The sequence below is a fragment of the Lysobacter sp. 05T417 genome, from assembly GCF_056396405.1.
In genome coordinates this window covers 61,467-73,781 of record NZ_JBFTLK010000001.1, presented here as the reverse complement: position 1 = coordinate 73,781, position 12,315 = coordinate 61,467, and the positions used below count along the sequence as shown (strand labels likewise).

Annotated in this window: 13 protein-coding genes; 10 read left to right on the top strand and 3 right to left on the bottom strand. The window is 67.1% G+C overall.

Features of this window, described 5'->3' with window-relative positions; translation table 11 throughout:
• Positions 1-70: 70 nt before the first annotated feature.
• Complete coding sequence (locus tag AC1DER_RS00275; protein WP_477245111.1) at positions 71-868, bottom strand: FKBP-type peptidyl-prolyl cis-trans isomerase; 798 nt, start codon at positions 866-868, stop codon at positions 71-73.
• 130 nt (positions 869-998) lie between these two features.
• A complete protein-coding gene (locus AC1DER_RS00270) occupies positions 999-1,934 on the bottom strand; it encodes an FKBP-type peptidyl-prolyl cis-trans isomerase N-terminal domain-containing protein (RefSeq protein ID WP_477245109.1) in 936 nt (311 codons plus the stop codon).
• 435 nt (positions 1,935-2,369) lie between these two features.
• Between AC1DER_RS00270 and AC1DER_RS00265 the strand changes: the two genes are divergently transcribed.
• The 6 genes from AC1DER_RS00265 (at position 2,370) to AC1DER_RS00240 (ending at position 6,746) form a co-directional block, all read left to right on the top strand.
• Positions 2,370-2,801 (top strand): hypothetical protein, encoded by a 432-nt coding sequence (locus tag AC1DER_RS00265; RefSeq protein ID WP_477357526.1) that lies wholly within the window; start codon positions 2,370-2,372, stop codon positions 2,799-2,801.
• A gap of 4 nt (positions 2,802-2,805) precedes the next feature.
• Positions 2,806-3,177 (top strand): GntR family transcriptional regulator, encoded by a 372-nt coding sequence (locus AC1DER_RS00260; RefSeq protein WP_441814631.1) that lies wholly within the window; start codon positions 2,806-2,808, stop codon positions 3,175-3,177.
• On the top strand, positions 3,174-4,055 hold the full coding sequence (locus AC1DER_RS00255; RefSeq protein ID WP_477245106.1) for an ABC transporter ATP-binding protein: 882 nt from the start codon (positions 3,174-3,176) through the stop codon (positions 4,053-4,055). The genes AC1DER_RS00260 and AC1DER_RS00255 overlap by 4 nt, the downstream gene beginning before the upstream one ends.
• Positions 4,052-5,110, top strand: a complete 1,059-nt coding sequence (locus AC1DER_RS00250; RefSeq protein WP_441814633.1) for a hypothetical protein — start codon at positions 4,052-4,054, stop codon at positions 5,108-5,110. Before AC1DER_RS00255 ends, AC1DER_RS00250 begins: the two co-directional genes overlap by 4 nt.
• 87 nt (positions 5,111-5,197) lie before the next feature.
• Positions 5,198-5,986 (top strand): DUF4097 family beta strand repeat-containing protein, encoded by a 789-nt coding sequence (locus tag AC1DER_RS00245; protein ID WP_477245103.1) that lies wholly within the window; start codon positions 5,198-5,200, stop codon positions 5,984-5,986.
• Positions 5,987-6,059: 73 nt separating this feature from the next.
• Positions 6,060-6,746, top strand: a complete 687-nt coding sequence (locus tag AC1DER_RS00240; protein ID WP_477245101.1) for a hypothetical protein — start codon at positions 6,060-6,062, stop codon at positions 6,744-6,746.
• A 64-nt stretch (positions 6,747-6,810) separates the two neighbouring features.
• Here the strand turns inward: AC1DER_RS00240 and AC1DER_RS00235 are convergent, their stop codons facing one another.
• A complete protein-coding gene (locus AC1DER_RS00235; RefSeq protein WP_477245099.1) occupies positions 6,811-8,232 on the bottom strand; it encodes a class II fumarate hydratase in 1,422 nt (473 codons plus the stop codon).
• Positions 8,233-8,364: 132 nt separating this feature from the next.
• Here AC1DER_RS00235 and purB point away from each other — a divergent pair, with 132 nt between their 5' ends.
• The 4 genes from purB to AC1DER_RS00215 are packed head-to-tail and all read left to right on the top strand — an operon-like array spanning position 8,365 to position 12,295.
• Complete coding sequence (gene purB, locus AC1DER_RS00230; protein ID WP_477245097.1) at positions 8,365-9,735, top strand: adenylosuccinate lyase; 1,371 nt, start codon at positions 8,365-8,367, stop codon at positions 9,733-9,735.
• Entirely contained in the window at positions 9,736-10,134 is a 399-nt protein-coding gene (locus AC1DER_RS00225) for a VOC family protein (protein ID WP_441814638.1), read from the top strand. It begins immediately after the preceding gene.
• Complete coding sequence (locus AC1DER_RS00220; RefSeq protein ID WP_477245095.1) at positions 10,131-11,381, top strand: JmjC domain-containing protein; 1,251 nt, start codon at positions 10,131-10,133, stop codon at positions 11,379-11,381. Before AC1DER_RS00225 ends, AC1DER_RS00220 begins: the two co-directional genes overlap by 4 nt.
• Positions 11,378-12,295, top strand: a complete 918-nt coding sequence (locus AC1DER_RS00215) for a GNAT family N-acetyltransferase (RefSeq protein ID WP_477245093.1) — start codon at positions 11,378-11,380, stop codon at positions 12,293-12,295. Before AC1DER_RS00220 ends, AC1DER_RS00215 begins: the two co-directional genes overlap by 4 nt.
• Positions 12,296-12,315 lie beyond the last annotated feature (20 nt).

The window sequence follows — 12,315 nt, the reverse complement described above, 5'->3', positions numbered from 1 at the left end:
ACGAAGGAACGAGTCTTCTGGCGCAGCGGACGGGTGGCGTCCGCTGCGCCCGGGGGGTGTTACTCGTTACTTACTTTTTCGCGTTGCCGCCCGGCTTGACGATGTCGAGCAGTTCGACCTCGAACACCAGGGTCTGGTTCGGGCCGATCGGGCCCGCGCCCTGCTCGCCATAGGCCAGCTTGCTCGGGATCCAGAAGCGGTACTTGCTCCCCACCGGCATCAGCGCGATGCCTTCCTGCCAGCCCGGGACCAGCTGGCCGAGGACGAATGTGGCCGGCTCGCCGCGGTCATAGGAGCTGTCGAAGGTCTTGCCGTCGAGCAGTGCGCCCTTGTAGTGCGCGCTGACGGCATCGGTGACGGAGGGCTTGGCGCCCTTGCCTTCGGTCAGCACCTGGTACTGCAGGCCCGAAGCGGTGGTGACGACGCCCGGCTTCTTGCCGTTCTCGGCGAGGAACTTCTCGCCGTCGACGAGGTTCTTCTTGGCTTCGGCCATCATCTTGGCGATGCGTTGCGCCTGCACCTTCTGCGCGAATGCCTCACGGATCTCGCCGGACTGCTTCTCATCGAGCAGCAGCTTCTCGCCGGCCAGCGAGCTCTTGAGCGCCTTGTGCAGGGTGTCCAGGTCGATTTCGTCCTTGACCGGCTCCAGCGAGCGCGCCATGTCCATGCCGATCATGTAGCTGACCTGCTCCTTCTCGGTCGCAAGCCCCGGGATCGCCTTGGCGTCGCCAGTCTTGCCGGCTTCGGCGGCGGTGTCAGCCTTGGCCGCATCGGCAGCCTTGTCGGCCGGCTTGTTGCAGGCGGCGGTCACCACCGCGAGCGAGGCGACGGCCAGGGCGAGAGCGGTGTGGCGCGGGGAAAACTTCATCGGTTGGGGGCTCCAGGAATTGGGGGCGGCAGCGTGTGACTTGGGCATCACGCTGCCATTGCGGCCAGACAAACTGCCAGCACCGAACTGAACGGAAGACGACCCTTCGCGTTCAGTGCCGGGCTCGAGTTCAGAGGATGGACATCAGTTCAACGTCGAACACCAGCGTTGCATTCGGACCGATCGGGCCACCCGGCGTGCCCTTGGGGCCATAGGCCAGTTCGCCCGGGATCCAGAAACGGAACTTGCTGCCGACCGGCATCATCGACACGCCTTCGGTCCAACCGGCGATGACCTGGTTCAGTGCGAACTCGGCCGGCTGGTTGCGCTCGTAAGTGCTGTCGAACACGGTGCCGTCAAGCAGCGTGCCGTGGTAGTTGACGCGGACATGGTCGGTGGCCTTCGGACGCGGGCCCGAACCCTGGCGCAGGATCATGTACTGCAGGCCCGAACCGGTGGTGAAGACACCCTTGACCGCCTTGTTCTTGGCGAGGAACGCGGCGCCATCGGCCTGGTTCTTGCCGCCCAGGGCAGAAGCCTGCGCCTGCATCTTGGCCTGGACCTTCTGCTGGAAGGCCTGGCGCACCGCTGCCTGCTCTTCTTCGCTCAGCAGCGGCTTGCCCTTGTTGAAGGCCGTGCTGATCGCCTGCACCACCACCGGCAGCTCGAGCTCGTCCTTGATCGGAGCGAGCGAGCGGCCGACGTCGGCGCCGACGAGGTAGGCAACCTTGTCCTTGGGCACTTCCGGCACCTTGGCGCCGGCCGGGGCCTGGCCGGCGCGCGAGGCGATGCGCTGCATCAGCGCCGGGCCGACGGCCTGGGCTTCGTCTTCGGTGATCAGCGGCTTGCCGCCGTCGAAGGCATTCTTGATGGCGCGCTCGAAGGCGGCCAGGTCGATGTCCGGCGCCACCGGGGCGATGGACTGGGCGATGTCGCTGCCGACCATGTAGCTGGCCTTGTCGCGTTCGGTAGTAAGCACGGTCTTGTCCTGGGCAGAGGCTGCCGCGCCGATCAGCGTGGCCGCAGTGGTGATCAACACGGCTGCGCCGCGCACAAAAGCCTTCATCGGGTACCTACCTACTCCATAAGGGAAAGTCGTCGGCCTGGCTGGCCGGATCGCACATCGACGGCGCCGGGTACCGGCACCGCCACGCAAGCGATGCATTGTCGCGGCACAGGATCGCATGGGCAATGACCGTGCGCGCAGTACCGTCGGACCGTTTTGATGTCCGTTTGTTCCTTCGTCGATCGGCTGCGGCGCACTCAGCATCGGGCGCCTGCCCGATGGCGACCGTTCCAATACCTCTGGTCAGTCCGCGCGGACTCCGGTCCCGGCCCGGCCATCGCGCCTGTGCAAGCACGTTCCGGGCCATCCGGCGCGAGAGCGGGCTTGCCCCATTCAGCCTTCTATGCCATCAGTTGGGTAGGCAGTACTTGACCGGAACCTTTTAGGTGTTATAGTTGCCTACAACACCGGTTGACCAACGAGCAGGACGCCCACATGAACCGCAGGCTCCACAACTCCTACTTCGCCCTGCTCGCCTCGGCTTCGACCCTGGCGCTGTGCCTGGCCCTGGCGCTCCCCGCCCAGCAGCAGACGCAGCAGCAGGCCAAGGCCCGCCCGATCGCCCTGAACGTGGGACCGGTCGAATTCACTTTCACTCCGTCCGATCCCAATGCCAACCACGGCGCCCAGATCGAGGCCCTCACCCGCAGCATCGAGCGTCGCGCAGACAAGGTCGAAAGCCTGGCCGACGCCGCCGCCCTGACTGCGGAGATCGCCACCGCGGCCGCCCTGGCCGAGGCGGTAAAGAGTTCCAGGTCCTTCCAGAGCGCCACCATCGACACCGAACAGAAACAGGCAAGGACTGCCGCCCGGCATCGCCGGCAAACCCTAGTCATGCCTTATTTCTCATTCGCACCGCGGGGCTGAACCCATGACCGCAATTCAATGGAGCGACGGCGCTCCGATCTATCGCCAGCTGAAGGAGCGCGTCATCGCGATGATGCTCGACGGGGTGCTCAAGCCCGGAGACGCTCTTCCCTCCGTGCGCCAGGTGGCCGCCGAATACCAGCTCAATCCAATCACCGTCTCGCGCGCCTATCAGGAATTGGCGGACGAGGCTCTCGTCGAAAAACGCAGGGGTCTGGGCATGTACGTGACCGAAGAGGCCGCAAAGAAACTGCTGTTCAACGAACGCGAACGCTTCCTGCGCGAGGAATGGCCGCTGGTGCTCGAACGCATCATGCGCCTGGGCCTCACCCCGCAGGAACTGCTGGCCACCGACGTCAAGGCAGGCACGCAATGAACGCCCCCGCCACCACTTCCGCATCCGTGGTCAGCGCCCACGGCCTGCGCAAGGCCTACAAGAACAAGATGGCGCTGGACGACACCGCCTTCGAGATCCCGGCCGGCCGCATCGTCGGCCTGATCGGCCCCAACGGCGCCGGCAAGACCACCGCGCTCAAGGCCATCCTCGGGCTGATCCCGTTCGAAGGCACGCTGCAGGTGCTGGGCCGCGATCCGCGCAGCCAACGCGACGAGCTGATGCGCGATGTCTGCTTCATCGCCGACGTGGCGGTGCTGCCGCGCTGGATCCGGGTCAAGGAGGCGATCGAATTCGTCGCCGGCGTGCATCCGCGCTTCGACCGCGCCAAGTGCGAACGCTTCCTCGCCCACACCAAGCTCACCGCGAACATGCGGGTGCGCGAAATGTCCAAGGGCATGATCGTGCAGCTGCACCTGGCGCTGGTGATGGCGATCGACGCCAAGCTGCTGGTCCTCGACGAGCCGACCCTGGGCCTGGACATCCTCTACCGCAAGCAGTTCTACCAGCGCCTGCTGGAGGACTACTTCGACGAGGAGAAAACCATCCTGGTCACCACCCACCAGGTCGAGGAGATCGAGCACATCCTCACCGACGTCATGTTCATCCGCGACGGCAAGATCGTGCTCGACAACGACATGGAATCGCTCGGCGAGCGCTTCATCGAAGTGCTGGTCAACGGCGACAAGACCGAGCAGGCGCGTGCGCTGCAGCCGATCGACGAACGTGCCCTGCCCTTCGGCAAGACCGTGATGCTGTTCGATTCGGTCCCGCACGAGCGCCTGGCGGGCCTGGGTGAAACCCGTACGCCGGGCCTGGCCGACCTGTTCGTGGCCACCATGAAGGGGACCTACGCATGAACGCAATCCAAGAGTCCCACGGCGCAAGCCGGGCCACCGCGATGGCTGCGCCGCACCCGACCCACACCTACAAGATGCTGCTCAAGCGCGAGTTCTGGGAGCACAAGGGCGGCTTCTTCTGGGCGCCGCTGGTCGCTGGCGGCATCCTCCTGCTGCTGACGCTGATGGGTGTCGGCGCCGGCGAAGTGCTGCTGCGCAAGGTCCCCGAGCACGCCACCATCAATGTCGAAGGCGGCAGCTTCCAGGTCAACGGACTCGACCTGGCGCGACTGACCGAGAAGATCAGCCCGAACGAGCTGCGTGAGTTCGGCGGCGCGATCGACGCCAGCCTCTACATGGCGGCGACGTGGCCGTTCGTTGTCCTCGCCTTCGTCGTGTTCTTCTACTGCCTGGGCAGCCTGTACGACGACCGCAAGGACCGTAGCGTGCTGTTCTGGAAGTCGTTGCCGATCTCCGACCGCGACACAGTGTTGTCCAAGGTGCTCAGCGCCACCGTGATGGCGCCGACCATCGCCGCGATCGCCGCGATCCTGACCGTGTTCGGCTCGATGCTGCTCTACAGCCTGGTCGTGCTGCTGCACGGCGGCAACCCGTACACCCTGCTTTGGGTGCCGGCCAGCCCGCTGACGGTCTGCGCACACCTGCTCGCCTCGATCCCGGTGTATGCGCTGTGGGCGCTGCCGACCGTCGGCTGGCTGATGCTGTGCTCCTCATGGGCCAAGAGCAAGCCGTTCCTGTGGGCGCTGATCATCCCGGTCTTCGCCGGCATCCTGGTCGGCTGGTTCGGCCTGATGAACATCTTCGACCTGGATACGGCTTGGTTCTGGAAGAACATCGTTGCCCGCAGCCTGACCAGCATCGTGCCGGGCGCCTGGTTCGACGCGGCCAACATCGGCGACATCAGCGTCGACGGCCCGACGGCGATCCACTCGGTCATCAACCTGCGCACGATGTACTCGGTCCTGCTCTCGACCAAACTGTGGATCGGCGCGATTGCAGGTGCAGCGATGCTCTACGGCGCGATCCGCATGCGCCGCTGGCGCGACGACGGCTGATCGCCATCGCAGGGTCTGCGGGACCGCGGCATGCAACCTTCGGCCACGGTCCCGCATCCCAGCTGCACTGACCCACGGAGCCCCAAAATGAAGATCCGCACGCCTGTCGTTGCCGCCGCCCTCTCGCTCAGCTTCTCGCTCCTGCCGGTCGCCCATGCCGGCACCCCGCAGTGCCTGCACACCGAGGCACGCAACCTGCAGCTCGACCTGGCCGGGGTGAAGACGGTCGTGTTCGACATCGGCCCGCATGATCTGATCGTCACGGCCACGCCCAATGCCCGCGGCGCCGTCGATGGCAAGGCATGCGCCTCCGATGCCGACCGCCTCAAGGACCTCACCCTCACCCAGCAGCGCGTCGGCGACAAGCTGATGGTGACGGCCGATCGCAGCGATGGCATCACGTTCAACTGGAGCGGCAATCACTACGCCTACCTCGACCTGAAGGCCTCGGTGCCGGACAACGTGATGGTGCAGCTGAAGGTCGGTTCCGGCGATGCCCAGGTCAAGGGCGCGTCGGCGCTGAGCATCGACCTGGGTTCGGGTGACGTGGAGGCACGCGACATCCGCGGCCTGGTCACCGCCGATCTCAACTCGGGCGACATCAAGCTCGACTCGATTGGTTCGCTGCAGGTGCTCAGCGTCGGCTCCGGCGACTTCACCGCGCGCCGCATTGGCCGCGGCGCCACCGTGGGCAGCATCGGCTCGGGCGATGTCGAACTGGTCGATGTCGACGGCGACGTCAGCGTCGACCGGATCGGCTCGGGCGACCTCGACGTGCGCAACGTGCGCGGCAACCTCACCGTGCATCGCGTCGGCAGCGGCTCGGTCGACCACAGTGGCGTGTCGGGTCGAACCGACGTGCCGCAGGACAACTGATCAGCAACCGCGCTCCCGACCAAAACCACCATGGGCGCGTCCGCGCGCCCTCCTCTGCCGCCAGGAGCTTCACATGATTGCCGCAAGCCGTACCGTTCTACTGGCCGCCACGCTCACCGGCATGTCGCTGCTGGCCGCCTGCGGCGCCAACCCCGCCCCGGACAATGCATCGACGGCGAAGGCGCAGGAATCCGGCAGCGAGGCCACCGCCAAGCGCGACAGCACGTTCATCTCATCGACGATCCACAAAGCCATCACCCAGGCGCACAAGGAGATCACCGAAGGCAACATCACGGTCTCCAAGAACGAACACGGTGGCGGCAAGAAGGCCGAGATCACCCCCAAGGGCGACCTGCTGATCGATGGCCAGCCGGTGGCAGAGACGCCGGCGCAGCGTGCGCTGGTGCTCGACTACCGCAGCCACGTCGTCGGCATCGCCACGGCCGGCATGAACATCGGCATGGAAGGCGCGGACCTGGCCACCAAGGCCGTGGCCGAATCGCTCAAGGGCGTGTTCACTGGCAACACCGACGACGTCGAAAAGCGCGTGGATGCCCAGGCCGACAAGATCCGCAACGCCGCCCAGCAACTGTGCACGCAATTGCCGGCGATGCTGGCTTCACAGCAGAAGCTGGCCGAGGCGCTGCCGGAGTTCAGGCCGTACGCGAGCATGGACGCGTCCGACATCGATGATTGCTGGAAGGAATCACGCGACCACGACACGGCGAGCACGGCGGCGGCCGAAGCGGCCAAGCGCTGATCTTCGAACGGGGCCCGCGGCGGCGCTATCCGGCGGCGTTGTCCGGCGGCGTTGTCCGGCGGCGCTATCCGCCGCCGCCAGCGCCCTCGTGGATCCCGCCGCGCGTCAGCGCCGCGGGGTCCAGCAGTTGGCGCAGATCCTGCGCCGGCAGACCGCTGACTTCGACTGCGACCTCCAGCACCGGTCGCCCTTCCTTGTAGGCCTGCTTGGCGATCGCCGCGGCCCTTTCATAACCGATGATCGGGTTGAGCGCCGTCACCAGGATGGGATTGCGGTCGAGCGCTTCGCGGATCCGTTCCGGTCGCGCCTTGAGCCCTTCGATCGCGTCGTCAGCAAGCAGCCGCATCACGTTGCCGAGCAGTCGGATCGAGTCGAGCAGGTCGCAGGCGATCAACGGCAGCATCACATTGAGCTGGAAGTTGCCGCTCTGGCCGGCCACTGTGATCGCGGCGTGATGGCCGATGACCTGCGCGCAGACCATGCAGGTCGCTTCGGGAATCACCGGGTTGACCTTGCCCGGCATGATCGAGCTGCCAGGCTGCAGCGCCGGCAGTTCGATTTCGCCCAGGCCGGCCAGGGGACCTGAATTCATCCAGCGCAGGTCGTTGGCGATCTTCATCAGCGCCACCGCCAGCGTGCTGAGCTGGCCGGACAACTCGACGGCGTCGTCCTGCGAGGCGATGCCCTCGAACTTGTCCTGCGCCGACTCGAAGCGGCTGCCGGCCAGGGTCGACAGCGCCTTGGCCATCGCCCGTCCGAAGCGCGGATCGGCGTTGATGCCGGTGCCGATCGCGGTGCCGCCGATCGGCAGGCGACGCAGGCGCTTGAGCGCGTCGTCGATGCGCGCCTGCGCCGAGGCCAGCTGCGACGCCCAGGCGCCGAACTCCTGGGCGAACGTCAACGGCATCGCGTCCATCAGGTGGGTGCGGCCGGTCTTGGTCACCCTGGCCAGCGCCTTGCCGCGGCGCTCGATGGTGCGGCGCAGGTGCTTGAGGGCCGGCAGCAGGTGCTCGACGGTGGCAATCTGCGCCGAGACCCGGATCGCGGTCGGGATCACGTCGTTGGAGCTCTGGCCCAGGTTGACGTGGTCGTTGGGGTGGACCTTGTGGCGGCTACCAGAGGTGGCCAGCGTGGCGATGACCTCGTTGGCGTTCATGTTGCTGGAGGTGCCCGAGCCGGTCTGGTAGACGTCAATCGGGAACTGCGCGTCGTACTCACCCTTGGCCACACTCAGTGCGGCCGCCTGGATCGCCTGCGCCGCCCCCTTGCCGAGCAGGCCATAGCTGCCATTTACCTGGGCCGCGGCTGCCTTGATCAGGCCCAGCGCACGGATGAACTCGCGCGGCATCGGCTGGCCGGAAATCGGGAAGTTCTGCACGGCGCGCTGCGTCTGCGCACCCCAGAGCGCATCGGCGGGCACCTGCAGTTCGCCCATGCTGTCTCGTTCGGTACGGAACTGCGCGCTGCTGCGTCGCTGCCTGGCCATTGCCGACTCTCCGGGGGGATCGATGGGATCAGCTTAACCCCACCGGCGCGCCCCCATCGGATGCCCCATCCGCGTGCAGGGCACGGTTTGGCAGGAGTAGTAGAATCGCGGTTTTCTCGCCCCCAGCCCGCCATGTCCGTCGAATCCCAATTGCTTGCCCTGTCCCCGCTCGATGGCCGCTACGCCGGCAAGGTCGATGCGCTGCGCCCGATCTTCTCCGAGTACGGCCTGATCAAGGCGCGCGTGAAGGTCGAGGTGGAATGGCTGCTGGCACTGGGTGCGGAACCGGGCATCGCCGAACTGGCGCCGTTCTCCGATGCCGCCGCCGCGCGCCTGCGTGCCCTCGCCGACAACCTGTCGCCGGCCGATGCCGCCCGGGTCAAGGAGATCGAGCGCACCACCAACCACGACGTCAAGGCCGTGGAGTACCTGATCAAGGAGCGTCTCAAGGACGATACCGAGCTCGGCCCGGCGCTGGAGTTCGTGCACTTCGCCTGCACCTCCGAGGACATCAACAACCTCAGCTATGCGCTGATGCTCAACCAGGCGCGCCAGTTCGTGCTGCTGCCCAAGCTCGACGAGCTGATCCAGACCCTGCGCACGATGGCGCACGAGCATGCCGCGCTGCCGATGCTGTCGCGCACGCACGGCCAGACCGCCTCGCCGACCACCGTCGGCAAGGAACTGGCCAACGTCGTCGCGCGCCTGCAGCGCCAGGGCGAGACGCTCGCCGCGGCACGCATGCCGGGCAAGATCAACGGTGCAGTCGGCAACTACAACGCCCACGTCGCCTCCTATCCGGATGTCGACTGGCCGGCGTTCTCCGAGCACTTCGTCCACTCGCTCGGCCTGAACTGGCAGCCCTACACCACCCAGATCGAACCGCACGACGGCATCGCCGAGGTCTGCGACGCGCAGCGCCGCATCGACACCATTGCGATCGACTTGTGCCGCGACGTCTGGGGCTATATCTCGCTGGGCTACTTCAAGCAGGCCGTCAAGGCCGGCGAAGTCGGCAGTTCGACGATGCCGCACAAGGTCAACCCGATCGACTTCGAGAATGCCGAAGGCAATTTCGGCATCGCCAACGCGCTGTTCGAGCATTTCGCCGCCAAGCTGCCGATCAGCCGCTGGCAGCGCGACCTCACCGACTCGACCGTGCTGCGCGCGCTGGGCACGGCGTTCGGCCATGCACTGATTGGTTTCGATGCGCTGCAGCGTGGCCTGGGCAAGCTCAGCGTCAACCCCGAACGCCTGGCGGCCGACCTGGACGCCTCGTGGGAAGTGCTGGCCGAGGCCGTGCAGACGGTGATGCGCCGCCATGGCCTGCCCAGCCCGTACGAACAGCTCAAGGCGCTGACCCGCGGCCAGGGCATCAATGAAGCGTCCATGCGCGAGTTCATCGCCTCGCTGGAACTGCCGGCGGCGGACAAGAAGCGCCTGCTCGAGATGACGCCGGGCAGCTACACCGGTCTGGCAGAGAAGCTGGCGCGCGAGATCTGAGTGAAGCTGCTGCTGAACATCGACGTCGACGAGCTGTCCTCGGCCGAGGCGTTCTACGTCGCCGCGTTCGGCCTGCAGCCGGCGCGCCGCTTTGGCGAAGCCGTAGTCGAGATGCTCGGCGCCGAAGCGCCGATCTACCTGCTGCTCAAGGCCGCCGGCAGCACCGGCGCCGGCGCCAAACCACGCAATTACGACCGACACTGGACGCCGCTGCACTGCGACGTGGTGGTCGACGACCTGGACGCCGCACTGGCCCGGGCCGTCGCCGCCGGTGCTGTGCAGGAAGGCGCCATCCGCGAAGCCGACTGGGGCCGCATTGTCACCATCGCCGACCCGTTCGGGCATGGCTGGTGCCTGCTGCAGTTCCGCGGCCGCGGCTACGACGAGATCACGACATGAGCAGGAAAACCGTGGCGGCGAAGAAGCCGGCCTCGAAGGAAGTCCCCATCGAGATCAACGCAAGTGAAATCGACGCAAGCGCGCTGCCGCCGCTGGGCATGACGCCCGAGCGATTCCTGAGCGAGTACTGGCAGAAGAAGCCGCTGCTGATCCGCAATGCCTTTCCCGGCTTCGAATCGCCGCTGCAGCCCGAGGACCTCGCCGGCCTGGCCTGTGAGGAAGCGGCGCTGTCGCGGATCGTCACGCACGACCGAGCCAACGACCGCTGGACGCTGCGCCACGGCCCGTTCGACGAGGCCGAGTTCCCCGACATGCCGCACCAGGACTGGACCCTGCTGGTGCAGGACATGGACAAGTGGGACAGCGATGTTGCCGCGCTGCTGCCGGCGTTCTCGTTCCTGCCGCGCTGGCGCATCGACGACATCATGGTGTCGTTTGCCGCGCCGGGCGGTTCGGTTGGCGCCCATGTCGACCAGTACGACGTGTTCCTGCTGCAGGCGCAGGGCCACCGGCGCTGGGAAATCGACGCTTCGGCCAATCCGCCGCTGGGATTCCGCAACGACGTCGAGCTCAAGCTGCTGAGCGAGTTCAACGCGACCCACGAATGGGTGCTGGGCCCGGGCGACATGCTGTATCTGCCGCCGGGCGTGCCGCACAACGGCGTCGCCGAGGATGCCTGCCTCACCTTCTCGGTCGGCATGCGCGCGCCATCGGCGGCCGAGTTGCTTGGCGATTTTGTCGACACCCTCGCTGCCGATGCCGATGAGGCGCTGCGCTACGCCGACCCGGATCTGGCGCCCGCGGCAGACCCGGCCGAGATAGACGCTGCCGCGATGAATCGCGCCGTCGAGGCGCTGAACCTGCTGCGCATGAACGACCCGGACCGCCTTGGCGACTGGTTCGGCCGCTTCATGACGGTCTATCGCGCCGCTGGCGAGGTCCAGCCCGGCAGCGATACCCGCTCGCGCATCGAGATCGAATGGGACCTGCAGCACGAGGCCGCCCTGCACCGCCATCCCTGGTCGCGCATGGCCTGGCGCAGGGCCCACGGCAAGGGCGAGCCGTCGCGCTTGTTCGTCAGCGGCCACTCGTACGACCTGCCTGCCGACGACGCTTCCGCCATCGCCAACGCCGCGCTCCTCGACGGTGCGACCTACGCCGGGTTGTCCGAGGCCGGCCGTGACTGCGTGTACGCCCTGTTCCAGGCCGGCCATTACCAGCTGGCCCTGGCGGACGAAGAAGAATGAACGACTTGAGCCATACCGGCCGCACCTTCCGCGTGGAGGCCATCGCCTTCCAGGACGGCGTGGCCGAGCTGCGCGTGGTGCGCGATGCGGTGTTCGTGCAGGAACAGGGCGTGCCGGTCGAGATCGAGCGCGACGCCCTGGACCCGCTGTGCGTCCACGTCATCGCCCGCGACGACCTGGGCCAGCCGATCGGCACCGGCCGCCTCACCCCCGACCACCGCATCGGCCGGATGGCGGTGTTGCCCTCATGGCGCGGCCAGGGCGTCGGCGAGGCACTGCTGCTGGCCCTGCTCGCGCAGGCCCGGCAACTGGGCTGGCCGGTCGTGAGCCTGCACGCGCAGGTGCCCGCCATCGTGTTCTATGCCCGCCAGGGATTCCTGCCTTATGGCGAGCGCTTCGTCGAAGCCGGCCTGGACCACCAGTCGATGCATCTGGCGCTGGGCAAGGTCAACGTGGTGGAACGTCGCGACGCCGCGATCGCCGCCGTGCTGGGCGTGATCGCCAATGCCCGCCGGCGCCTGCTGGTCTATAGCCGCGAGCTGGACCCGGGCGTGTTGGACCAGCCCGATGTGCTGGCGCAGCTGCGCACCTTCGCCGTCGCCGGTGGCGAGGTGCGGGTCCTGCTGCACGACCCGGCCGCACCGCAGCGCGCCATTGCGCCAGTGCTCGGCCTGGCCCAGCGCCTGAACAGCGCCTTTGCCATGCGCGCGATCGAGGAGCCGGTGGACCGCGACTACGCCAGCGCCTACGTGGTCAACGACGACGGGGGCTGGTACTTCCGCCCGCTCGGCCACCGCTTCGACGGCGAGACCCGACTCGACGATCCGGCCCGCGGCCGCCAGCTGCGCGCCCACTTCGAGCCCGTCTGGGAACGTGCCCGGCCTTGCAGCGAGTACCGCGCACTGGGCCTGTGATGGCCTGATGCACCGGCGTT

Bases quoted from the DNA above. Each gene is read 5' to 3' on its own strand.
- AC1DER_RS00275 (WP_477245111.1), bottom strand. From the start codon at position 868: ATGAAGTTTTCCCCGCGCCACACCGCTCTCGCCCTGGCCGTCGCCTCG.
- AC1DER_RS00270 (WP_477245109.1), bottom strand. From the start codon at position 1,934: ATGAAGGCTTTTGTGCGCGGCGCAGCCGTGTTGATCACCACTGCGGCC.
- AC1DER_RS00265 (WP_477357526.1), top strand. From the start codon at position 2,370: ATGAACCGCAGGCTCCACAACTCCTACTTCGCCCTGCTCGCCTCGGCT.
- AC1DER_RS00260 (WP_441814631.1), top strand. From the start codon at position 2,806: ATGACCGCAATTCAATGGAGCGACGGCGCTCCGATCTATCGCCAGCTG.
- AC1DER_RS00255 (WP_477245106.1), top strand. From the start codon at position 3,174: ATGAACGCCCCCGCCACCACTTCCGCATCCGTGGTCAGCGCCCACGGC.
- AC1DER_RS00250 (WP_441814633.1), top strand. From the start codon at position 4,052: ATGAACGCAATCCAAGAGTCCCACGGCGCAAGCCGGGCCACCGCGATG.
- AC1DER_RS00245 (WP_477245103.1), top strand. From the start codon at position 5,198: ATGAAGATCCGCACGCCTGTCGTTGCCGCCGCCCTCTCGCTCAGCTTC.
- AC1DER_RS00240 (WP_477245101.1), top strand. From the start codon at position 6,060: ATGATTGCCGCAAGCCGTACCGTTCTACTGGCCGCCACGCTCACCGGC.
- AC1DER_RS00235 (WP_477245099.1), bottom strand. From the start codon at position 8,232: ATGGCCAGGCAGCGACGCAGCAGCGCGCAGTTCCGTACCGAACGAGAC.
- purB (WP_477245097.1), top strand. From the start codon at position 8,365: ATGTCCGTCGAATCCCAATTGCTTGCCCTGTCCCCGCTCGATGGCCGC.
- AC1DER_RS00220 (WP_477245095.1), top strand. From the start codon at position 10,131: ATGAGCAGGAAAACCGTGGCGGCGAAGAAGCCGGCCTCGAAGGAAGTC.
- AC1DER_RS00215 (WP_477245093.1), top strand. From the start codon at position 11,378: ATGAACGACTTGAGCCATACCGGCCGCACCTTCCGCGTGGAGGCCATC.